General features: G+C 66.1%; 20 protein-coding genes. 11 read left to right on the plus strand and 9 right to left on the minus strand.

Annotation, left to right across the window (positions count from 1 at the left end):
- Positions 1–31: 31 nt before the first annotated feature.
- Genes ACFULV_RS30910 through ACFULV_RS30945 form a run of 8 tightly spaced genes read right to left on the minus strand, consistent with a single transcriptional unit; the run spans position 32 to position 7,997 of the window.
- Complete coding sequence (locus ACFULV_RS30910; protein ID WP_378662859.1) at positions 32–1,021, minus strand: MlaD family protein; 990 nt, start codon at positions 1,019–1,021, stop codon at positions 32–34.
- Complete coding sequence (locus tag ACFULV_RS30915; RefSeq protein WP_378662862.1) at positions 1,018–2,085, minus strand: MlaD family protein; 1,068 nt, start codon at positions 2,083–2,085, stop codon at positions 1,018–1,020. The genes ACFULV_RS30910 and ACFULV_RS30915 overlap by 4 nt, the downstream gene beginning before the upstream one ends.
- Complete coding sequence (locus ACFULV_RS30920; RefSeq protein ID WP_378662864.1) at positions 2,082–3,182, minus strand: MlaD family protein; 1,101 nt, start codon at positions 3,180–3,182, stop codon at positions 2,082–2,084. Before ACFULV_RS30920 ends, ACFULV_RS30915 begins: the two co-directional genes overlap by 4 nt.
- Entirely contained in the window at positions 3,182–4,216 is a 1,035-nt protein-coding gene (locus tag ACFULV_RS30925) for an MlaD family protein (protein WP_378662866.1), read from the minus strand. Before ACFULV_RS30925 ends, ACFULV_RS30920 begins: the two co-directional genes overlap by 1 nt.
- The gene (locus ACFULV_RS30930; protein WP_378662869.1) at positions 4,213–5,208 is read right to left on the minus strand and encodes an MlaD family protein; all 996 of its coding nucleotides are present in this window, start codon (positions 5,206–5,208) and stop codon (positions 4,213–4,215) included. The genes ACFULV_RS30925 and ACFULV_RS30930 overlap by 4 nt, the downstream gene beginning before the upstream one ends.
- The gene (locus ACFULV_RS30935; protein WP_378662871.1) at positions 5,205–6,269 is read right to left on the minus strand and encodes an MlaD family protein; all 1,065 of its coding nucleotides are present in this window, start codon (positions 6,267–6,269) and stop codon (positions 5,205–5,207) included. Before ACFULV_RS30935 ends, ACFULV_RS30930 begins: the two co-directional genes overlap by 4 nt.
- A gap of 10 nt (positions 6,270–6,279) precedes the next feature.
- Entirely contained in the window at positions 6,280–7,143 is an 864-nt protein-coding gene (locus ACFULV_RS30940) for an ABC transporter permease (RefSeq protein WP_378662874.1), read from the minus strand.
- Positions 7,143–7,997, minus strand: coding sequence for an ABC transporter permease (locus ACFULV_RS30945; protein ID WP_378662877.1), 855 nt, complete (start codon positions 7,995–7,997; stop codon positions 7,143–7,145). The genes ACFULV_RS30940 and ACFULV_RS30945 overlap by 1 nt, the downstream gene beginning before the upstream one ends.
- Before the next feature lie 248 nt (positions 7,998–8,245).
- Here ACFULV_RS30945 and ACFULV_RS30950 point away from each other — a divergent pair, with 248 nt between their 5' ends.
- The 8 genes from ACFULV_RS30950 (at position 8,246) to ACFULV_RS30985 (ending at position 16,600) form a co-directional block, all read left to right on the plus strand.
- Entirely contained in the window at positions 8,246–9,361 is a 1,116-nt protein-coding gene (locus tag ACFULV_RS30950) for an NAD(P)-dependent alcohol dehydrogenase (RefSeq protein WP_378662879.1), read from the plus strand.
- Positions 9,358–10,467 (plus strand): NAD(P)-dependent alcohol dehydrogenase, encoded by a 1,110-nt coding sequence (locus ACFULV_RS30955; RefSeq protein ID WP_378662882.1) that lies wholly within the window; start codon positions 9,358–9,360, stop codon positions 10,465–10,467. The genes ACFULV_RS30950 and ACFULV_RS30955 overlap by 4 nt, the downstream gene beginning before the upstream one ends.
- Positions 10,464–11,918, plus strand: coding sequence for an aldehyde dehydrogenase (locus ACFULV_RS30960; protein ID WP_378662884.1), 1,455 nt, complete (start codon positions 10,464–10,466; stop codon positions 11,916–11,918). Before ACFULV_RS30955 ends, ACFULV_RS30960 begins: the two co-directional genes overlap by 4 nt.
- Positions 11,919–12,202: 284 nt before the next feature.
- Positions 12,203–12,964: an alpha/beta hydrolase gene (locus ACFULV_RS30965; RefSeq protein ID WP_378662887.1), complete on the plus strand. Its 762-nt coding sequence runs from the start codon at positions 12,203–12,205 to the stop codon at positions 12,962–12,964.
- A gap of 103 nt (positions 12,965–13,067) precedes the next feature.
- Positions 13,068–13,733, plus strand: a complete 666-nt coding sequence (locus ACFULV_RS30970; RefSeq protein WP_378662890.1) for a TetR family transcriptional regulator — start codon at positions 13,068–13,070, stop codon at positions 13,731–13,733.
- Positions 13,734–13,791: 58 nt separating this feature from the next.
- On the plus strand, positions 13,792–14,463 hold the full coding sequence (locus ACFULV_RS30975) for a TetR/AcrR family transcriptional regulator (protein WP_378662893.1): 672 nt from the start codon (positions 13,792–13,794) through the stop codon (positions 14,461–14,463).
- Between the two features lie 50 nt (positions 14,464–14,513).
- A complete protein-coding gene (locus ACFULV_RS30980) occupies positions 14,514–15,563 on the plus strand; it encodes a phosphotransferase (RefSeq protein WP_378662896.1) in 1,050 nt (349 codons plus the stop codon).
- Complete coding sequence (locus tag ACFULV_RS30985) at positions 15,560–16,600, plus strand: TIGR03857 family LLM class F420-dependent oxidoreductase (protein ID WP_378662899.1); 1,041 nt, start codon at positions 15,560–15,562, stop codon at positions 16,598–16,600. The genes ACFULV_RS30980 and ACFULV_RS30985 overlap by 4 nt, the downstream gene beginning before the upstream one ends.
- 98 nt (positions 16,601–16,698) lie before the next feature.
- Here ACFULV_RS30985 and ACFULV_RS30990 read toward each other — a convergent pair whose 3' ends face one another.
- Positions 16,699–17,487: an enoyl-CoA hydratase/isomerase family protein gene (locus ACFULV_RS30990; RefSeq protein ID WP_378662902.1), complete on the minus strand. Its 789-nt coding sequence runs from the start codon at positions 17,485–17,487 to the stop codon at positions 16,699–16,701.
- A 107-nt stretch (positions 17,488–17,594) separates the two neighbouring features.
- Between ACFULV_RS30990 and ACFULV_RS30995 the strand changes: the two genes are divergently transcribed.
- From ACFULV_RS30995 to ACFULV_RS31005, 3 genes are all read left to right on the plus strand, one after another.
- Positions 17,595–18,545 carry an alpha/beta fold hydrolase gene (locus ACFULV_RS30995; protein ID WP_378662905.1) on the plus strand — a complete coding sequence of 317 codons (951 nt, stop codon included), beginning with the start codon at positions 17,595–17,597 and terminating at the stop codon, positions 18,543–18,545.
- Positions 18,546–18,737: 192 nt separating this feature from the next.
- A complete protein-coding gene (locus ACFULV_RS31000; RefSeq protein WP_378662915.1) occupies positions 18,738–20,366 on the plus strand; it encodes an AMP-binding protein in 1,629 nt (542 codons plus the stop codon).
- Positions 20,363–21,427 (plus strand): phosphotransferase family protein, encoded by a 1,065-nt coding sequence (locus tag ACFULV_RS31005; RefSeq protein ID WP_378662907.1) that lies wholly within the window; start codon positions 20,363–20,365, stop codon positions 21,425–21,427. Before ACFULV_RS31000 ends, ACFULV_RS31005 begins: the two co-directional genes overlap by 4 nt.
- The last annotated feature ends 75 nt before the right edge of the window (positions 21,428–21,502 follow it).

A 21,502-nucleotide genomic window follows, 5' to 3' on the forward strand; every position in this document is an offset into this window, starting at 1 on the left:
AGGACTCCGGTTCGACTGTGAAAAGGGGGATCTATTTGACGGTGACCTGCAGGCGGACGGTGCCGTCCGCGCCGACCGTGGCCAGCGCGGTGCTGATCAGGGCCGAGATGTCCAGCGGTGTCAGCGCTGCGGGAATCGGCGTGGTCATCGGCCGCAGGATCGGCGCCAGCTCGGCCATTCCCGGCCCGAGTTCGGCCAGCAACTTTTCGGTCCGGTGGAGGAAGGGAATCAGCCCGTCGCCGGTGAGGTAGTCGTTCGGTGCGTCGCCGACTTCGTACAGCTGCGAGGAGACCTCGATGACCTCGTCGAGGCTCGCGGCGAGGGTTTTCCAGGCCGGCCCCGACTCGGCGAGCGCGGGGCCCGTCCAGGACATGTCGTCCCCCATGGTCTGCAGATCGTTGAGCAGACCGTGCAGCAGGGTGGTGCGGCTGAGGATCGTGGCGGCCAGCAGCGTGTTCGCCCGTTCCAGGCGCGGCACTTCGTTCTCGATGCCGGTCAGCGCCTTGTCGAAGGTGGTCACCAGGTTCGTGATGGCCTTCGGGTCCAGCTGATCGATGACGGCGACCGCTTTCGCTGCCAGGTCGGGGATCAGCGTCGGGGCCGGTGCGCTGCGCGCGTCGAGCAGTTGGTTGTCGCTGATGTAGGGCGCCTGGTCGGCGGTGGGCTTGAAGTTGAGGTAGGGCTCGCCGAGCGCCGAGAGGTTCTCGATCCGCACCTCACTGGCCGCCGGAATCCGGTAGGGAGCGTTGATCCTGAACTGGATCTCCACCCCACCGGTGACCTTCTGGATCTCGGTGACCTTGCCGACCTGGATGCCGGTGAGCAGCACGGGAGTGTTGACGCCCAACGTGCCCGAGTTGGCCAGCAGCATCCGGGCCGTCGTGTGCTCGGCGAACGGATTGAGCTTCAGCAGGCCGAAGGCGACGTAGGAACTGCCGATCAGGAGCACGGCCGCGATGGCGACCAGCGACGCGATCGAGCTCGGCTTGACGCGACCGATGTCGAAGAATCGGGTACTCATCGAACGACTCCGATCATCCGCAAGCTGTCGACGATGCGGGTGGTCTGCTCGGCGGACCCCACTTCCGCCGGATCGCCCACCGCCGCCGCGGTGATGCTCGCTTTCGGTCCCTGCTGGACGAACGGAATGATCTTGTTCTGAATAAGGTCCACCAGCGTGGACATGTTCGACCTGGAGGACAGATCCAACGGCCGGTTTCCGAACAGCATCGGCACGGTGGCCTTCACCAGGTCGTTGGAGGCCGAGATCGTCGGTGCGAGGAAGAGCGCGGAATGCGCGACCGGGCCCAGGTTCGCGAAGATGAAGATGATCCCGATCACCGCCTGGACGGTTTCGACAAGGTGCGGTGTGCCCTCGTCGGTGAGCATCGGCTGCAGGGTCGGCAGCATATCCACCGTTGCGGAGACGGTGGTGTCGAGGCCGTCCAGCAGCGCATCCAGACTGCCCAGGTCGTTCGCGACGTCGGAGAGGTCGGTGCCGATGACGCCGAAGACCCGTGCGGTGTCGGCCGGATTCTGTGGCAGGGCGGCGTTGAGCTGGCGGACGGTGTCCTGCAGGTCGGTGACCATGCCACTGCCGAGCGAGGTCGCCAGCCCCGCCATGGTGTCCTCGATTTGCGGGGCACGCGTGGTCTGCGTCATCGGGACGGTCGCGCCCGACGCCAGGGCGGGTGCGCTGGTGCGTGGCGGAGTGGTGACGGCGATGTAGACATCGCCGAGCGGGGTGGTCTGGCGCAGTTCGACCTGGATATCGGCGGGCAGCTTGATATTGCGCTGCACCGCGACATCGGCGACGACGAACCCGCGGCCGATGCCGCTGTCGCGCTTGGTCACGTCGGTCACCGTCACGCCGGTGAGCTTGCCGACCTCGACGCCGTCGGCGATCAGCTTGGCACCGGGCGGCAGGTTGAGCACGTCGGCGAATTCCAGGTGCAGTGGGTAGGTCTCGCCGGAGACCGAGGTGCCCGGCAACGGGACAGCAGCGGGATCGAAGCCGCAGCCGCTCACTGCCAGCACCGACAGGGCGGCCGCTGCCGCGGCGGTACGTGTGCGTAGTCGAGTCATCGTGCGCCCACCGTTCCGAGAATGATCTGTGCCATCGAGATCTTCGTAGTTCCACTGACCGGGTCGAGACATCCGCCCGGCGTCAGGACATTGATCGCCGCGCACACGTGCGCGGGGTCACCGGGCAGGGTGACGTTCGGCGTCGCGTAGGCGACCGAGATCGCACCGGTGGCGGGATCGACCGTGTTGGTGAACGCGCTGGTCAGCGAGGGGACCATCGTCATCAGCTCGCTGAGTCCGGCCACGCCGGCCTGCAGCATCTCGGGTAGGTTCTCCACCCGCTCGAGCTTGGCCAGCAGCGGCCCGCCGAACATCACCGTGAGGTCGTTGAGCGCCGGTAGGACATCGATCAGCTCCCGGACCGTGGTGATCACCGGCGGTACCACCTGGTCGCTGACCGTGACCAGCGCAGGGGTGAGGCGGGTCAGGTAGTCCTTGACCTCGGGCCAGTAGTGCGCGGCACTGCTGGCCAGGGAACTGAGCGCGTCCAGGAGCGCGCCGATGTGACCGATCGCGGCGTCGGGCGAATTCAGCGCTGAGCCGAGCTTATGGATGATCGCGTTGACCTGGTCACCGGTGCCGGCCGTCGTCTTGTCCAGCGCGGCGATGCCGCGTTCGAGGACATCCTCTCGGCCGGGACCGTCGGGGCCGTTGAGCTGGTCCGCGAGATTCGCCAACGCCGCGAACGTTTGACTGAGGCTCTTCGGCGTCACCGACTTGGTGATGCAGTGCGACGAATCCCAGCCCGCCCCTTCGGGTTCGGCGCCGATCAGCGCGAGCTGACGGTCGGCGACGAGCGAGTCGGCCAGGGTGGTCGCACCGACGTCGACGGGCAGCTTCCGCGACTCCGGGACCGTGAATTCGACCCGGGCGGTCGCGCCCTGCGGGGAAACACGGGTGATCGAGCCGACCTTGATTCCCATGATGGTGACCGCGCTGCCCTCGTACAGGCCGATCGCATCGGGCATATCGGCGCAGTACGAGCGCATCGTCGGGGTCGGTTTCGCGATTTTGTAGGCACCGACGGCCACCAGGCCGACGATCAGGACGACCGCCACCGACAGGAAGCCCCGGGAACCGAGCAAGCGGGTGAGCATCAGCAGGTCCTTCCAGGAACGGGGATGCACAGCTGCGGCGCGGTGATCGTCTGGCCGGAGCGGTCGACGGTGAGCGCGCCGTCCGGGCCGGTCAGCGTGTCGAACCGGGCGCTGAACGACTTCAGCGAGGTGAGCAGCGCACCTAGCTTGCCGCCGAGCTCGTCGAGCTTGGCGATCGAATCGGCCAACGGCTGTGCGGGGTCCTTCAGCGTGGTGTTCCACGCCACGGCCAGCGGGCTGACCTGGGTCATCACCTTGGCCAGGTCAGCAAGCGCGGCGCCGACCGCGATCTTGTTGTTCTCGACCAGCGTCTCCAGAATGCGGAAGCGGTCGATGAACTTACCGACCACCGCCTTGTTCGCGGCCAGGGCGGAAATGTATTCGTCGGAGAACGTCAGTGCCTGGGAGACTTGCGCGTTCTGCTGGTCGAGGATCCCGACGATGGTGTCGACCGCGGTGACCATGCGGCGGAAGCCATCCGGGCCACCCTCGACTGCCGCGGTGAGCGCGCCGAAATTCTGCCGCAGCACATCGCCGTCGAGTTCCTGGACCGGTTTGATGGCGTCCTGGAACAGTCGCGGCAAGCTGTAGGGGAGTTTGACCCGATCAGCGGGAATCACTGTGCTGCCAAGGGCTTTGGTGCCCGCGGGGATGACGGCGAGGTAGTGACCGCCGACGATCGTGAGCATCCGGATCGACAAGGTGGTCTGGTCGCCGACGAACACCTTGCGATCCACCGTGAACTGCAGTCGCACGCGGTTGGATTCGAGGTCGAGGGACTTCACCGTGCCCGATGGCACGCCGGCGACCCGGACGTCGTCGCCGACGCGCAACGAGGCGGCGTCGGTGAGGAAGGCGGTGTAGGTGCGCACCCCGGTCTGCAGGGTGGAGGCCACCGCGATACCGGCGGCGACCACGATCATGGCCACCAATCCGACGGCGCCCCACCGGATATCGCTGCGCCGCCGCGTCGCGTCGTCGGGTGCGGGCTTGCCTTTGCGTGTCAGCCGTGAGCGCATGGTCTGCTTGGTCATCCGTTGCACAGTGTGATCCTTTGCCCGCTGATGAGCACTTGCAGTGGTTGCGGTGCCTGAGCGGCCCCGTGGCTGCAGGTCGAACTACCCGAGGCCGGGATGAGATCGGACAGCGATTGCAGCAGTGCCGGAACCTGGTTCATCGTCTCGACCGCCTGCCGCTTGTCGGGAATCGCGTTGCGGATCAGGTTGTCGATATCGGTATTGGGCCGCCCGGTCAGACCGAGCGTGGTGAGCATGCTCGTGGTCGGTCGCAGCACCGGGGGAATGGTGAGGGAGAAGTCGATCAGGCCGCCGACGCGTTCCTGCAGTGTCGTGAACAGGTCGGTGAGCCGGGAGACCATCACCATCGCGTTGCCGGAGCGGCCACCGATCTGCTCGGCCAGCATCGACAGGTTGCGCACGAGGGTCGAGAGCATCGCCTGGCGGTCGGTCGTGTACTTGCTCAGCGTCTCGATCGCGTCGAGGGCCGGGCCGAGGCCGGTGCCGTTGCCTTCGATCACGGCGAGCAGGCTCGTCGCGAACTGGTTCAGGTCAGCGGGGGTGAATTCGGCCAGTACCGGCTGCAGGCCGTTGAACAGGGTGGTGATGTCGAAGGCGGGCACCGTGTGGTCGGTGCCGATGGTGGTGCCGGGGTCGACGTTCCCTGCGGGCACATCGGCCTGCTGCACATCGAGATACCGCTGCCCGGTGAGGTTCAGGAAGCGGATCGCGAGGGTGTTGTTGGCGTACATCGGGTGGCCTTGTTCCATGTCGAACGACACCACCGCGCGGGCGTCGCGCAGCTCGACACTCTTCACCTTGCCCACGCGAACACCGAACAGCCGCACGTCGTTTCCGCTGCGCAGGCCGTTGGCGTCGGTGAATTCAGCGGTGTAGGAAATGGTGTCGTCGATCGGCTTGGACAGCGCCTGGAGGACGCCGACCAGCAGTAGCAGCATCGCGACGGCGAACACCGCGAGCCGGATGATCAGGGAGGTTGCCGATTTCATCGCGGTCCTTCCGTGCCGAGGGCGCTCGGGCCTGCCAGGGCCGCGAGCGGGCCGGCCAGCCCGGGCACGCCCTGCAGCGCGACCGACACCTGCAGCGTCGGTCCCTCCGGGGTGTCGGCGAATGCCGCGTTCAACCGGCGCAGCAGTTCACTGAGCTCGGCGTTGGATTGTTCCGGGCGTGGCACCGTGGCCGCCAGCACCGACAGAATCGGCGTCAGCATGGCGGTGTACTCGGAGTAGTACTTCCCCGTGGTGTCGAGGGTGGCGACCAGGGCTGAGAGCAGGTCGTCCTTGAGCATGTTCACGTTGGCGTTGAACTTCTCGACCTTGCCCGGCTGCGCGAGATAGGGGTTGGAGAACGGTGCGTACAGGACCGAGACCAGACCGTCGACGGTGGAGGGCAGGCCCTTCAGCGTATTGCCGTACTGGGTGAGCAGATACGGCGCGGGCAGCCGCTGGGTGTCGGCGACAGCCTGCGAGACCGCGACTATGGTCTCGATCAGCGGAGTGAATGCGCTGGTGTCGTCGGCGAGCCGGTGCAGCAGTGCGGTCAGTTCGGGTGTCAGCACATCGTTGGTCAGATCACCCAGCGAATTCAGCAGGGCGGTGATGGTGGCGTCGACGGTTCGATCCGCGTTGGCGCCGGTCAGATCCACGGTTCGGGCCTTGTCCAGCGACGTACCGCCCTTGCCCGATTTCAGGATGACCTCGCTGATGCCGAACAGGTTGCCCGGCGCGTAGTCCATCGACAGCGCGTCGGTCAATTCGGCGGAGTGGGTCTTGTCGAGCTTCAGAATCAGGCGCTGTCCGCCCTCGTTCATTCGCTCGATGCCCTCGACCTTGCCGATACGGATACCGTCGTATCGCACGTCGGTGCCCTGCTGGACACCGCTGCCGATCTTCTCGGTGAGGACCGTCACCGGCATGAGGTTCGGGTCGGTTTTCGCGGGCGTGAACTGCCAGACCAGCACTCCGACGGCGGCGACCGCCGCCGTCGCGAGGCCGGTGCGCCGAGCGGCGCGGGGACTGACCGCCACGCCGGGCATTCCAAATGCGGGCATTGCTTGACCTCTATCCGGAGAAGGTGATCGGCGAGGTGAAACCCCACATCACCAACGTCATGATCATGTCGAGCGTGATAATGGCGACCAGGCTGCCCCGGATGGCGCGACCCGAGGCGATACCGACGCCTTCTGGTCCGCCGTAGGCGAAAAAGCCCTGATAGCAATGGATGAGGATCACCGCCACCGCGAACACGACGACCTTGATCACGGCAAAGAGCACATCCCAGCTGACGAGGAACTCGGTGAAGTAGTGCGTGTACACACCGTTCGGCTCGCCGTGTAGCACGGTGACTATGAGAGCGGAGGCGGTGTAGCTGAGGATCAGCGCGATCAGGAACGTCGGCACAATCGAGACGATGGCCGCGATGACGCGCGTGGTGACGACGAACGGGACCGACCGGATACCGAGCGATTCGATGGCGTCGATCTCCTCGGAGATCCGCATGGCGCCGATCTCGGCGGTCATGCGGCAGCCGGCTTGCGCGGCGAAACCGACCCCGGCGGCGATCGGCGCCAGCTCTCTGGTGTTCGCGAACGCCGAGATCAGGCCGGTGATCTGCCCCAGCGACACCATGTTCAGCGCGCTGTAGGCCTCGATCGCCGTCGACGCGCCGACTGAGCCGCCCATGACGACCATGACGGCCGCGGTGCCGCCGCCCACGATGATCGAGCCGCGCCCCCATGTCATGTTCGTGATCGTCTGCATCACCTGGGCCCGGTATTGGCGCATGGTCAGCGGGATGGCGGCCAGGACCTGCCAGGCGAAACTGAGCGCGAATCCGGCCGTGTCGAACGGCGCCCAGACGTCGACGCGCCGCCGCAGCCAAGCCAGCGGCCGAATCGGTGCCGGGACATAGGAACTCGCCGCCATTACGCCGTCCTTGTCGGGAAGAACATGGTGACCACCTGGGTGATCGCGGTGTTAGCGACAGCGATCGAGACCACTGACAGGATCACCGCCGCGTTGACACCGTCGGCCACGCCACGTGGCCCGCCCCTGGCCTCCAGCCCGCGCTGGCAAGCGATCAGGACTACCAGCAGGCCGAAGATCAGCGACTTGATCACCGACACCCACACGTCGAACGACGTGGTGAAGGCCCCGAACGACTCCCAATAGCTGCCGGGGGTGACTCCGAGCGCGACCACTGCCATGACGTATCCCGCGGTGACGCCCACAACGAGGATCAGGATGTTGATCAGCGGTGCGACCGCCAGCATCGCGGCCATGCGCGGCACCACAAGACGCCGGACCGGGTCGATGCCCATCACCCGCATGGCGTCCACTTCCTCGCGGATGGTGCGAGCCCCGAGATCCGCCGCGATCGCCGCGGCTCCCGCTCCGCCCAGCAACAGGCCGGTCGCCAGTGGGGCGCCTTGTTTGATCACGCCGAGCCCACCCGCCGCGCCGATCAGCGAGTCCGCGCCGATCTGGCGCACGATGTTGCCGACCTGCGCCGATACGATCACGCCGAACGGGATCGCCATCAGCACTCCGGGAATCGCGGTCACCGTGATCAGGAACCACGCCTGCCGCATCGATTCCCGCCAATGGAAACGGAACCGCGCCGCGTCCGATGCCCCCGCGCTCGCCGCTTCTGCCCCCAAGTGCAGTGAGCGCCCGAATGTAGCCAGGCTGGACAGCACGGTATCGGAAACGTTGGCGCGTAGTACCCGTGTCGCGGTGTCCTTCTCCGACTCTTCGGTCGAATCCGGTGTGCTCCCCACTGAGCGCACCCCCTTTCACCACTCTCGACCATGGTTCATATTTTGATTGTTGACTGTACGGGCGGTCAGCGTCGTATGCTATACCTCACAGCGACAAAAAGTTTTCAAAATCGGAAATCCTCGGAAGGTGTGATCGTGGTGGCCAATTCCTCCTGCGCCGACGGCTGCAGATCCATCGGCGGGGCGATTCGTCTGCCAGGCGGGCCCCTGAGGCGGGAATCCGGTCTCGTCGCGGAGAAGGGCGCGCGATGAGCGTCGCACGCGCGACCGTCGCGCTGATGCGGGTACCCGGGGCCTCCATCGAATTGGCGGAGGTCGCGATTCCAGAGCTAGCGGAGGCGGAAATCCTGGTGCGGCTGAGTGGCACCGGCGTTTGTCACATCGACCTGGCGGCATTCGAGGGAGGGACTCCGCTGCAGTCCCCGTTCGTGCTCGGGCACGAGGGCGCGGGGACTGTCGTGGCGGTCGCGGACGGTGTCACCGAGTTGCGGGTCGGCGACGCGGTGGTGCTCAGTTACGACCACTGCACGCAGTGCGAGCAGTGCACCACGGGTCACCCGGCCTATTGCGAGTTGTCCGTCGCGTTGAATCATGGTGGCGCCAGGCTGGACGGCACCACCACTCTGGCAGTCGGTGGGCAGGCGGTGCACGGTTGCTGGTTCGGGCAGTCCTCGTTCGCCACCTACGCCGTGGCGAGCATCCGCAACGCCGTATGGGTCGAACCGGATCTTCCACTGGAGATCCTCGGGCCGCTGGGCTGTGACCTGCTCACCGGAGCGGGTGCCGTGCTGAATGTTCTGCGGCCCAGCGCCGGCCAGAGTCTGGTCGTCTTCGGTGTCGACAGTGCGGGACTGGCGGCGATCATGGCCGCCAAGGTCGCCGGATGTGATCCCATCGTCGCGGTCGACCTCGAAAAGAGCAGGCTGGAGCTGGCGGCCGAACTGGGCGCGACCCACACGATCAACTCCGGCGAGACCCCGGACTTGCCATGGGATCTGGCCGACATCGTCGGTCTCGGCGCTGATTTCGCCATCGAGACCATCGGCTCGGGCGAGGTGGTGCGGGCAGCGCTGGAATCGCTGAAGTCGCCCGGTCGCTGTGTCACTCTCGGCGGCCGGGGGACGGAGAACGAGATCACCGTCGACCTGGGGTATTTGTTGATTGGCAGGCAGCTCATCGGCGTACCCAAGGGCGACGCTGATCCACACGACCTGATTCCGCGGCTGATCGAGCTGTGGCGTACCGGCGATTTTCCCTTCGACCGGTTGATCCAGAAGTACCCGTTCGAGCGGATCGACGACGCGGTCGCGGCGGTCCGCGCAGGCAAAGCCATCAAACCCGTTCTGATATTCGAGGAAGCATGAGTACTGTTCGAACACGAGCCGCGGTCCTACGCGCGGCAGACGGACCGTTTCAGGTGGAGGACGTCGAAATCGACGCCCCCGGCCCCGGACAGGTCCTGGTGCAGATCGCCGGCGTCGGCATCTGCCACAGCGATTTCCTGCCGCGGACGCCGATGGCGAAGCCGCCGATCGTCACCGGACACGAAGGCTCCGGGGTCGTAGAGGCGCTCGGCGACGGTGTCACCGACCTCGCGATCGGCGATCACGTCGTGCTGTCGTTCGATTCCTGTGGTGACTGCCGCAACTGCCTGGACGCTCAGCCCGCGTACTGCACGAGCTTCTGGCCGCGCAACATGTCGGGATTCCGGCCCGGGCGGCCGACGAACGTCCGTGACGCGCAAGGGCAACCGGTGAAAGGGAACTGGTTCGGTCAATCTTCCTTCGCCGAGTACAGCGTCGTCGCCGCCCGCAACGCGGTGAAGGTCGATCCTTCGCTACCACTCGAGCTGCTCGGACCACTGTCCTGCGGAGTGCTGACCGGAGCAGGTTCGGTGTTCACCTCGCTCGACGTCCAGGCGGGATCCAGCTTGGCTGTCTTCGGGACCGGGACGGTCGGATTGTCGGCAGTCATGGCCGCCCGGGTCGCGGGAGCCGCGGTCATCGTCGCGGTGGATGTGAATCCGGATCGATTGCGCTTGGCCGAGAAGCTCGGTGCGACACACACTTTCGGCGCGGACACCGAGGATCTGGTGGAGGTCGTCAAGGCGTTGGTGCCGGGCGGGCTCGACTACTCGCTCGATACGACCGGGGTGCCCGCGGTTGTCTCGAACGCCATCGACGTGCTCCGCCTGCGCGGTGTGTGCGGCTGTGTCGGCGTGCAGTTGAAGCCGCTGCTCGTGCGGCCCGATCAGCTCGCGTTCGGCCGGACGATCAAGGGCATTCTCGAAGGTGACAGTGTCCCGAAGCTGTTGATTCCCCGGCTGCTCGAGCTGTGGCGGCAGGGCCGCTTCCCGTTCGACCAACTCATCCGAACCTTCCCGCTCGAGCAGATCAACGAGGCCGAGCGGGCCATGAAGTCCGGCGCGGTGGTCAAACCCGTGCTGGTACCACGAAAGGACGTGTCATGACGGTGGATTACTCGGCGCTGTACATCGGCGGAACATGGACGGCGCCGCTGTCCGAGCGACGCATCGAGGTCTTCTCGGCGAGCACCGAGGAACTGCTCGGCAGCGTTGCCTCGGCGACCGAAGCCGATGTGGACGCGGCCGTCTCCGCCGCCCGCGCGGCGTTCGACGACCCGCACGGTTGGTCGAGCTGGGCACCGGAGCGGCGCGCAGAGGTGCTCGACCGTTTCGCCGCCGAACTCGCCACCCGCAGCGACGAGATCGCGCGTCGGGTGAGCAGCCAGAACGGTATGCCCATCCGCTTCTCGAAAATCGTCGAAGGCGGCGTGCCCGGCGTGGTGCTGCGCTATTACGCCGACCTGGTTCGCAAGCTGCCCGAGTTCGAGATCCGGCCGTCGCTGGTCGCCGGGTCGACCGAGGTCCGCAAGGAACCGCTCGGCGTGGTCGGTGCGATCGTGCCGTGGAACTTCCCGCAGACCCTCGCCTTCTTCAAGCTCGCGCCTGCCCTGGCCGCGGGCTGTACGGTCGTGATGAAGCCGTCCTCGGAGACGGTGCTCGATGCGATGATGATCGCCGAGGCGGCCCTGGCCGCCGAACTGCCCGCCGGTGTGCTCAACATCGTGCCGGGCGCGGGCCGCACCGCTGGCGCGCACCTGGTCGCCCACCCCGGTGTGGACAAGGTGGCCTTCACCGGCTCCACCGACGCGGGCCGCACGATCGCGGAAACCTGTGGGCGCCTGCTCAAGCCGGTCACCCTGGAACTGGGCGGCAAGTCCGCGGCGATCATTCTCGACGACGCCGACCTGGCCACCACGCTGCAGGGCCTGTTCCCGGTGAGCCTGATGAACCAGGGGCAGAGCTGCTACATCTGCACGCGAATCCTCGCTCCGCGCAGCCGCTACAACGAGATCGTCGACGGACTCAGCGACATGGTGCGCTCGCTGCGCATCGGTGACCCGCTTGACCGCTCCACGATGATCGGCCCGGTGGCGACCGCCCGTCAGCGCGAGATCGTCGAAGGCTACATCGCCAAGGGCGTGGCCGAAGGTGGCCGGATCACCGTCGGTGGTTCGCGCCCGGCCGGATTCGATCGCGGCTTCTACGTCGAGCCGACCGTCTTCGCCGATGTGAGCAACGATGCCACCATCGCGCGCGAGGAGATCTTCGGCCCGGTGCTCGCGGTCATCCCCTTCGACGACGACGAGGATGCGCTGCGCCTGGCCAACGACTCCGACTACGGCCTCGGCGGCACGGTGTGGACGAGCGATCTCGACCGCGGTACCGCCCTGGCTCGCCGGGTCAAGACCGGCAGTATCGGTGTCAACGGCTACACGATGGACCACGGCGCTCCTTTCGGCGGAGTCAAGGACAGCGGCCTCGGTCGCGAACTCGGTCCGGAAGGTCTGGCGGCGTACCAGCAGTACAAATCGGTGTATCTACCCAGGCGCTCTTGACTGATCGTACGGTCACCAGAGATATTCGTAGCAGGCCCTCGAACGACATCGGTGGGCCCAATGACCACAATGAGGTGATCATGTTCTCCAGCAAATCCGGAGGCTCGTCGTCGCTGGCAGAGCGCTTCGCGCTCTCCTTGCTGGCTGCTCGAACCGTGCATGCGGTAGTGGGGCCGATGCGACCTGCGGGACTGCCGTTGCAAGCGATGCGAACCGCGGCGGACTGTGTCGGTGCGGTCCGGAATCCGAGAGGAGCACGGGTTCATCGTGTCCGCATCGGGGCGATGACGGGGATGTGGGTGGCGGGCACCGGCCGGGGCGGGCGAAGCTCGGCGGGTGTGACCCTCTACCTGCACGGCGGTGGTTTCGTCGTCGGATCTTCGCAGTCGCACTACGGTGTGGTGAAGCGGCTGTCCGAGGCCAGTGGAATGCCGATCCTGGTTCCGGATTACCGGCGTGCCCCGGAGGCGGTGTTCCCGGCGGCGGTCGACGACGCCCTCGCGGCATACCGGTGGTTGATCTCCGAGGGGTACTCGCCGGACCGTATCCGCCTCGCTGGGGACTCGGCCGGCGGCTACCTCGTCGCCGCCTTGCTGTGTGAACTGCGACGTAGGCGCCTGCCGATGCCGGTCGGCGCGCTGCTGATGTCGCCGCTGTTCGACCTGAACATCGATCGGGCTGCCCGCACCTGGGATCCGTTGATCCCTTTGGGCTTCGGCAACGCGTGCATCTGCGCGTTCCTCGGCGAGACCGACGCTTCGGATCCACGGGTCGACGTGCTGACGGCCGACAAGTCGGGCTGGCCGCCGACGCTGATCCAGATCGGATCGACCGAATTCCTTCTTCCCGAAGCCGAGGCGATGGCTGCCACGTTCGATGCGGCGGGGGTCCCCTGCGAGGTGCAGGTGTGGCGCGGGCAGGTGCATGTCTTCCAGGCCATGGCGCGGGTGTTACCCGTGGCCAGGACCGCGCTGTCGCGCGGAGGTGCGTTCCTTCGCGACGTGGCCGGCACGACACCACGAGGGATTGTCGAGCGTAGCGCTTGAGGGCGGGCTTGAGGGCGGTGAGACCGCGTCGTCGATGTACTCAGCGTCCAGATGGGCGGTAACATAAACCGTCCGTACGGTTAGCAAATGAATGGGAGGGCTCGTGGTCAGACCAGCCGGGAGGCGCAAAGAGATTCTCGAGTCATTTATTCGGCACGTTGCCGAATATGGATACGAGCGAACCAATCTCGGCGACATCGCCAAAGAGCTGGGGATGTCCAAGGGGACAATCGTCCACCACTTCGGTACCAAGGCGCAGATGTTGTGTGAGCTGGAAGAAAACTACATGAACCACCAGCTCGATGCGGTGCGCTCGATGTGGGAGCGGCTGGCCAAGCCCCAGGAACGGATCGCCGCCATCGTCTTCGCCTCGGCCATTCTGCAGGTGGTGGCGCGGGACGCTACGGTCGCCAGTCAGCGCGAGGTCGTGCAGCTCGCCGATGATCCAGGCATGCAAGAGGTCCGCAAACTCCGTCGTGAACTGCAGCGTATGACGGAGGAAGAGCTGCGTCGCGGTATTGACGAGGGCCTGTTCCGTCCAGTTGATGTCGAAGTGGTGAGTTTGCAGCTGTGGGGCTCGGTCCAATGGATGTGGGTCTGGTTCCAGCCGGGGGGCCGTCACACACCGGAGGCGATCGGGTCTACATTCGTCGACGTTCTGCTCGGCGGACTTCTCGTCGACCGATTCGGCCTCTCTGCCCTCTCGGATACGAACGGCGAAGTCGCCACCGTCGTTCGCGAGACCTTCGCAGCCGGCGCAGGGAAGTGACCGTGTCGGCTGGCTGCTCACTCTGCTGGTTGCAAGTCGAACGGTTGGCCGAGCGACTGTGAGTGATCGTGTTGATGCCGGACGCGGCGCGACCGGGTCCTCACCAGGTCGAGTTCTTCCGCGCACGGAGCGCGGTGAGCGCAAGCGTGCCGCGTTGATCGCAGCGGCCCGTGAGGTCTTCGAAAGGGACGGCTATCTCGACGCGAAGATCGCCGATATCTCGAAGGCCGCCGGCGCGTCTTCCGGATCGTTCTACACCTACTTCGATGGCAAAGACGATGTTTTCGCCGCGTTGGTCGAACAGGTGGGACAGGAGATGCTCCACCCGCACATCAAGGCGCGTACCGGCGTGACAGACCCGCGTGCACTGATCGATGCCGCCAATCGGGAATACCTCGTGGCCTATGAGAAGAACGCCCGGCTGATGGCGGTTTTCGACGAGGCCCAGCACTTCAACCCGGAGTTCCGCCGCCTGCGCCTCGAACGCGCGAACTCGTTCGTTCTCCGAAACGCGAAGCTGATCCGCGAACTGCAACAAGCGGGGGTTGCCTCGGTCGAGCTCGATCCTTTGATTACCGCACAGGCGTTGTCGGGCATGGTAAGCCGAATGGCAGCCATCGTCTTCGTGCAAGGGCAGAATATCGACGTCGACGAGCTCGCCATCACTCTCACTCAGCTGTGGGTGAATGCGCTGCAGCTCAGGCCGTCGCCTGTGTTGCCAGGCAAGTGATTTCGACCGAGAGGTGGCCGTACGGACGGTCAGTATGACAGTCTGGGAGCGTGCTGAAAAACTTTGATCCCACCGCCCGCCTGACGGCAGGCCTGCTCGACGAGGTTCTCTCGGGCGTTCGGGGCGATGCGAGGGTCGTCGGATTGTCGAGCATCCCGGTCGGTACCGGTCAGGTGGCGGTGAGTGCGCGACTCACTGTTGATTACGATCAGCCGACCGACGCGCCTCGGCGCATGATCGCGAAGTTCGCCGATCCGGATCCGGACCTCCGGCGACAGGTTCGGAGGGAGGGGGCGTACGAACGCGAGGTGCGCTTCTACCGTGAGCTCGCGCCGCAGGTGCGGGTGCGCACACCGGACGTGTACGCGGCGGAGTTCTCCTCCGAGACCGGCGATTTTCTCTTGCTGCTCGAAGACCTGGCACCCGCGCGCCAGGGCGATCAGCTGGCAGGCTGCACCGCCGAGGTGGCCGCCACGGCGATGGACGAGATCGCCGGTCTGCACGCTCCGTGCTGGGGCGAGGACCGATGGCGAGAACTGCGGTGGCTACGCCGTGATCGGCCGGGTATCGCCGAGGTGACCCCGCGACTATGGGCGAGCTTTCTACACCGATACTCAGATCTGCTCAGCGAAGAGATCCACTGTGCTGGAAAGCTTTTCGTTGAACATCTCGACTCCTGGCTGTCCTGGGAGTCCAACCATCGAACCGTTGTGCATCGTGACTTCCGCTTGGACAATGTCCTGATCGGACCCCAGGGCTCGATGGCTGTCGTCGACTGGCAGACCTGCGCCATCGGGTCCGGCGCCGAGGACGTCGCCTACTTCCTCGGTAGCGGTTTGCCCGAGGAACAGCGGGGGGAGCTGGAGGAGGATCTGGTCCGGCGCTACTACAACCGGATCGTCGAGCTGGGGGTCGGCGACTATTCCTGGGCCGAGTGCTGGCTGGACTACCGCCGTGGGGCGTGGCACGGAATGCTGATGTCGATCAATGCCTCCATGCTCGCCCGGCGCACGGACCGTGGGGATCAGATGTTTCTCGCGATGGCGCAGCGGCATGCGCGCCAGGTGCTCGAACTGAACTCGGCGGAGGCGCTGTCATGAATCGTGAACTCGGCTGCTACCTGCTCGCCGGCGCGAGCGACGACCCGCGCGAGATCATCGACGAGGTCCGTGTCGCGGAGGAACTGGACCTCGGCACCGCCTTCATCTCCGAGCGGTTCGACGTCAAGGAAGCGGTCACACTGTCCGGGGCCGCGGGCGCGGCATCCGAGCGCATCCGGATCGCCACGGCGGCGACCAATCACAATACGCGCCATCCGATGGTGACCGCCGCGTACGCGACCACGATGCACCGGCTCACCCGGGGTCGTTTCATGCTCGGACTCGGTCGCGGCGGCGCCAAGGCCTTCGCCTCCTGGAACCTGCCCGCGGTCAGGACCGCGCAACTGGAGGACTTCGCGGGACTCATGCGCCGGTTGTGGCGCGGCGAGACCGTTCGCGATCACGACGGCCCGGCCGGCCGCTTCGCGCGGCTGCGGCTCGATGCGCGCTTCGACGAGGCGATCCCCCTCGGCTTGGTGGCCTTTGGCCCGCAGACACTCGCGCTGGGTGGCCGGGCGTTCGACGAGGTCGTGCTGCACACGTACTTCACCGATGAGACCTTGGCGCGTTCGGTGGGGATCGTGAAGGAGGCGGCCGAACGCGCGGGCCGTGACCCGGAGTCGGTGCGGGTGTGGTCGTGCTACGCGACCATCGGCGATCACATTCCGGAGTCCCGCCGCCTGCGTGGGACGGTCGGCAGGTTGGCGACCTACTTGCAGATCTACGGTGATCTGCTGGTCTCCACCAATCGCTGGGATCCCGATGTCCTGGGCCGCTTCCGGGCCGACCCGGTGGTCGCCGGAATCCGCGGGGCGATCGACTCGGTCGCGACCGACGAGCAGATCGACCACATCTCGGGTCTGCTCCCCGCCGAGTGGCTCGGTGTCGCGGCGCGGGGGAGTGCGCGGCAGTGCGCGGCGGGCGTTCGCGCGCAATTGAGTGTGGGCGCAGATGCGGTGATCATGCACGGTGCTACGCCGACCGAGTTGGCACCTGTGGTCGCCGCCTACCGGGAGTTGGCTGTCGGGGAGCGGTAAGCCCAACCGCCTGGGTGCGAGCAGAAGGGTGCGGTGCCTTTTGGCGGCACCGCACCCTTCGTGCGTCACGTCGACCGCGTCTGCTTACTACCTGTGGTTCAGCGGTGGCTGTCGAGCCAGGCTGTGGCGTTGGCGAAGAAGTCCGGGTGGCAGATCAGGTCGGCCTGGGCGCGGGGTTCGACATCGAGCAGGGTGGTCTCGAGATCGGTGCGCGCGGCCTGCCGCAGGGTTTCCTTGATCGTGCGCGACGCATGAGCGGGGATGCGTGCCCATCGTTCGGCGAGTTCGATCGAGGCCGCGAGCGCGTCGTCGGCGACCTGGCTGACCAAGCCGAGACGCAATGCCTCGGCCGGGCCGATGGGTTCGCAGCTCAACAGCAGATCGAGTGCGGCGGCGTGCCCGATGGCGGCGGGCAGCGTGTGGGAGACGCCGGAATCCGGGCCCAGCGCCATCCTGGCGAATGTCGCGCCGAACTTCGCCTGAGGACCGGCGATGCGCAGGTCACAGCCCAGCGCCATGCCGAGGCCACCGCCGATGGCGGGTCCGTTGACCGCGGCGATCGTCGGTTGCGGCAGACGATTCAGTTCCACCGAAAAGCTGTGCAGCTCCCGCATCCACGCGATGGTGGCATCCACCTCGCGCGGTGCCATCTCGTCGAGACTGCTCAGATCCATGCCAGTGCAGAAACCGCGCCCGGCGCCGGTCACGATCACCACCCGGATGTTCGGATCCTCGGCGAGTGGGCGGACCATCTGCGTCAAAAGAGGGATGCTCGACGGGTTCATAGCGTTGAGTCGCGCCGGACGATCCAGCACTACCACCGCGATTTCCGCGGTCGGCCGCTCGATTCGGACGACATTTCCCTGCGTCGATACCGGGTCGGACATCGAAAACTCCCCTTTGTTGACTGTACGTGCGGTTAGTCTTAGTCTGGCCACGTGACCGCGCTCACGTCAAGCGCGGTCGAGTGATGCTGGGTACAAGGGAGTGCGCCATGCCGAAATTCAAGAAGAAGAACCCGCCGGATGCCGGATTGACCGGAATGTTGGCGCATCCGGAACCTCGGGAGACACGGACAGTGCTCTCGGTGGACGGAACCGCGCTGCACGTTCGTGAGTACGGAGATCCGGTGCTGGATCCGATTGTGCTGGTTCATGGGTGGTCGGTCGCCCTCGAGTACTGGAATCCCCAGATCAATGCGCTCGCCCGCGGCAACCGGGTGGTCACCTACGATCAGCGCGGCCACGGTCGCAGCGACGTCGGTCCGCGCCCGTTCAGCGAACGGGTGCTCGCCGAGGATCTGTCGGCCGTGCTGGCGGCGACGATCTCGCCCGACGCGCCTGCCACGCTGGTCGGGCACAGTATGGGTGGCGGAGCGATACTCGCGTGGGCGAAGTATTTCCCCGACGAGGTCACCCGTTACGCGGATTCCGCGCTTCTCGCCAACTCGGCCGCTGGGCTGTCGGAGGGGCGAGAGGGCGTGAACCAGCATCAGGACCGGTTGTCCCGGTGGCTGACCGCCATCGCCGTCGCGCCGCTGCCCGCACCGCCGCGCCGAATGGGCAGGTCGATGTTCCGCAAAGTCGCGCTGACCCCGGAAGCGCCGCTGTACATGGCCGACTTCGGTCAGCGGGTGAGCGCGACCTGTCCGCCGCGCGTGCGGTCGCAGTGGGCCAAGGTGATACAACGACTCGACGCTTCGGCAGGTGTGAAAGCGCTGCGTGTACCGACGACCGTGCTCTACGGCGCTCGCGACGGACTGCTCCCGCCGAGCGAGTCGGCGCGCACTGCCGAAATGGTCCGGGCGGCCGGGCATCTGGACCGGGAAATCGTCCTTCCCAACAGCGGGCACAGCAGCAACATGCAGGACGCCGACGCGTTCAACGCGGAGATCGTTCGCCTGCGCGGATTGTCGTCGCGGCCGATCGGCCTCACCAGTTTTTGACAGCCACATTCTATGTCAGACCGTACGGACGGTCAGCTATGATAGTGATGTAGGCGACACCTGTTCGAGGCGGCATCGTCTCGAACGACCCTTTCGGCAGGCTTCACGGCGTCTTGCCCAGCACCCCTCCGAACTGACCACCTCCGTCAATGCAGTGATTCACCAGGAGTATCCGTGTCCGATCCGCAGACTATGCCCCAGGCATTCCAGCGCCAGGTGGCCAACCACCCTGATACCGTCGCGCTTCGCAGCTACGACGGTACGCAGAGCTACACATGGGCCCAGTTCGATGCCGAAGTACGCCGCATCGCCGGCGGATTGGCGGCCCTCGGACTCCGCCGAGGTGACGTGTTCGCGAGCCTGCTCACCAACCAGCCGGCGTTCAACCTCTCCGAGATGGCCGCCAACCACCTCGGCGCGACCACCTTCTCGATCTACAACACCTCCGCCCCCGACCAGATCAACTATCTGCTCGCCCATTCGGGCGCGAAGGTCCTCGTGACCGAGCAGCAGTACATTGCCAAGTTGCAGGCGTCCGGGGCCGACATCGAGCACATCCTCGTGGTGGAGGACGGCGATCTGGACCGTCTCGAGCCCGCGCCGGACTTCGACTACGAAGCCACATGGAACGCGGTACTGCCCGACGACGTGCTGTGCATGATCTACACCTCCGGCACCACCGGCCCGCCGAAGGGCGTCGAGCACACCCACAGCGGTGTGCTGGCGATGGCCGCTGCGGTCACGAGCGCTTTCCCGATCGAAAGCGGTGACCAGGTGATTTCGTACCTGCCGTCGGCGCACGCCGCCGACCGATGTGTCACCTACTACTTCGGCGTCGCCAACGGCGCGCAATTGACCACCCTCAACGATCTCACCAAGCTGCCACAGACGCTGGCGGAGGTGCGGCCGTCGGTGTTCTCCGCCGTTCCACGGGTGTGGGAGAAGCTCAAGGCCGGCGTCGAATTGCAGCTCGCGGACAACGATCAACTGCGGGCCGGATTCGAGGCCGAAGTTCCGCAGGTGATCGACGCGATCCGCGCCAAGCTCGGACTCGACCAGGTGCGCTGGGCGATGACCGGTGCGGCGCCCTGCCCGTTGGGTGTCTTCAACTTCCTGCGGAAGCTGCGCATTCCGGTCACCGACATCTGGGGCATGTCCGAAATCGGCCTGGCCACCGCCGCGCCGCCGGAGCTCGCCAAGCCCGGCACCATCGGCACCCTGCTGCCCGGCTACGAAGGCAAGGTGCTCGAGGACGGTGAGCTGCTGATCCGCGCCCCGTTCACCATGAAGGGCTATCGCAACGATCCGGTACAGACCGCCGACGCCAAGGACGCCGACGGGTGGGTGCACACCGGCGATGTGGTGACGGTGGACGACGAGGGCTACTACACAATCGTCGACCGCAAGAAGGAACTCATCATCAACGCGGGCGGCAAGAACATGTCGCCCAGCAACATCGAGAACGCGATCTCCACCTCGTCGATGCTCATCGACAAGGTGATCGCGATCGGTGACGGACGACCGTACAACGTCGCGCTCATCACCCTCGACGCCGCCGCCGTGCCGGCCTTCGCGGAGAAATTCGGTCTCGAACCCGATCCGGCGGTGCTGGCCAAGGACACTCGCGTGCTCGCGGCCATCCAGGAAGGTGTGGACGAGGGCAACGGCAAACTCGCCCGAGTGGAGCAGATCAAGAAGTTCGCGCTGCTCCCGGACGTGTGGAGCGAGGGCAGCGACGAGCTGACCCCGACCGGCAAGTTGCGGCGCAAGCCCATCAACGCCAAGTACGCCGACGAGATCGAAGGGTTGTACGCCGAATGACGGGATCCATCGACACGAGATCCGCAGCCTCCGAATGGCAGGCCATCGACATCGACGCCGTGGGTGCTTGGATGGACTCCGAGGGTCTGGCGCCCGGCGAGATCACCGGTGTCGCGCCGATCGGCGGCGGCACCCAGAACATCATGCTGCGGTTCACCCGAGGTGGCCGCGACTATGTGCTGCGCCGTCCGCCGAAACATCCGCGCCCGGTCAGCAACAATGTCTTGCGTCGTGAGGCGCGGCTGCTCGCAGCGCTGGGTGAGACCGATGTGCGCGCACCGCGCGTCGTCGCGGTGTCGGCAGACGAGACGGTGCTGCCTGGTCTGGCGTTCTACCTCATGGACCCGGTCGACGGGTTCAACCCCGGCACAGATCTTCCCGATCTGCATACCGGGGACGCGGCGGTTCGCCACGCGATGTCGCTGTCAGCAGTCGAGGGCATCGCCCGGCTGGGGGCGCTCGATCACACCGCGCTCGGGCTGGCCGATTTCGGCAAGCCCGAGGGCTTCCTGGAGCGGCAGGTGCAGCGTTGGCTTCGCGAACTCGACGGCTACCGCGCCAACGAGGGCTACATCGGGCCGAACATTCCGGAATTGGATCGAGTGTCGTCCTGGCTCGAGGCCAACCGCCCCGCGCAGTGGCGGCCGGGCATCATGCACGGGGACTGCCACCTCGCGAACATGATGTTCCGGTTCGACGGTCCTGAGCTGGCGGCGATGGTGGACTGGGAGATGTCGACTATCGGTGACCCGTTGCTCGACCTCGGCTGGCAGATCGCCACCAGCCCGGCCGGTGCCGCCGGCGCCGCTGTCACTCCGAAACTGGCTGCGGCAGGGGGGCTTCCGACCGCGTCGGAGATGATCGAGCACTATGCCCGCTTCTCCGATCGCGATCTGAGCTCGATCACCTGGTACACAGTGCTCGCCGGGTTCAAGCTCGGCATCATCCTCGAGGGCACCTACGCCCGTGCCATCGCGGGCAAGGCGCCCAAAGCTACCGGCGATCACCTGCACGAGATCACCCTGCAGCTGTTCGCCGATGCGGCAGCGCTGATCGACTAGATCGGCTCGCCGCGGTTCGCACGGACGACGAATTCGGCCGGTGCCTATTGGGCCCCGGGCGAATTAGTCGATATA

Origin of the sequence: Nocardia sp. NPDC057272 (assembly GCF_042668615.1) — a bacterium.
Classification (GTDB): Bacteria; Actinomycetota; Actinomycetes; order Mycobacteriales; family Mycobacteriaceae; genus Nocardia.

What these genes read in the sequence shown, in the direction of transcription:
- ACFULV_RS30995 (WP_378662905.1), top strand. Translation starts at nt 17,595, where the DNA reads ATGCCGAAATTCAAGAAGAAGAACCCGCCGGATGCCGGATTGACCGGA.
- ACFULV_RS31005 (WP_378662907.1), top strand. Translation starts at nt 20,363, where the DNA reads ATGACGGGATCCATCGACACGAGATCCGCAGCCTCCGAATGGCAGGCC.
- ACFULV_RS30985 (WP_378662899.1), top strand. Translation starts at nt 15,560, where the DNA reads ATGAATCGTGAACTCGGCTGCTACCTGCTCGCCGGCGCGAGCGACGAC.
- ACFULV_RS31000 (WP_378662915.1), top strand. Translation starts at nt 18,738, where the DNA reads ATGCCCCAGGCATTCCAGCGCCAGGTGGCCAACCACCCTGATACCGTC.
- ACFULV_RS30990 (WP_378662902.1), bottom strand. Translation starts at nt 17,487, where the DNA reads ATGTCCGACCCGGTATCGACGCAGGGAAATGTCGTCCGAATCGAGCGG.
- ACFULV_RS30960 (WP_378662884.1), top strand. Translation starts at nt 10,464, where the DNA reads ATGACGGTGGATTACTCGGCGCTGTACATCGGCGGAACATGGACGGCG.
- ACFULV_RS30930 (WP_378662869.1), bottom strand. Translation starts at nt 5,208, where the DNA reads ATGAAATCGGCAACCTCCCTGATCATCCGGCTCGCGGTGTTCGCCGTC.
- ACFULV_RS30935 (WP_378662871.1), bottom strand. Translation starts at nt 6,269, where the DNA reads ATGCCCGCATTTGGAATGCCCGGCGTGGCGGTCAGTCCCCGCGCCGCT.
- ACFULV_RS30910 (WP_378662859.1), bottom strand. Translation starts at nt 1,021, where the DNA reads ATGAGTACCCGATTCTTCGACATCGGTCGCGTCAAGCCGAGCTCGATC.
- ACFULV_RS30940 (WP_378662874.1), bottom strand. Translation starts at nt 7,143, where the DNA reads ATGGCGGCGAGTTCCTATGTCCCGGCACCGATTCGGCCGCTGGCTTGG.
- ACFULV_RS30920 (WP_378662864.1), bottom strand. Translation starts at nt 3,182, where the DNA reads ATGCTCACCCGCTTGCTCGGTTCCCGGGGCTTCCTGTCGGTGGCGGTC.
- ACFULV_RS30955 (WP_378662882.1), top strand. Translation starts at nt 9,358, where the DNA reads ATGAGTACTGTTCGAACACGAGCCGCGGTCCTACGCGCGGCAGACGGA.
- ACFULV_RS30965 (WP_378662887.1), top strand. Translation starts at nt 12,203, where the DNA reads ATGACGGGGATGTGGGTGGCGGGCACCGGCCGGGGCGGGCGAAGCTCG.
- ACFULV_RS30915 (WP_378662862.1), bottom strand. Translation starts at nt 2,085, where the DNA reads ATGACTCGACTACGCACACGTACCGCCGCGGCAGCGGCCGCCCTGTCG.
- ACFULV_RS30950 (WP_378662879.1), top strand. Translation starts at nt 8,246, where the DNA reads ATGAGCGTCGCACGCGCGACCGTCGCGCTGATGCGGGTACCCGGGGCC.
- ACFULV_RS30925 (WP_378662866.1), bottom strand. Translation starts at nt 4,216, where the DNA reads ATGACCAAGCAGACCATGCGCTCACGGCTGACACGCAAAGGCAAGCCC.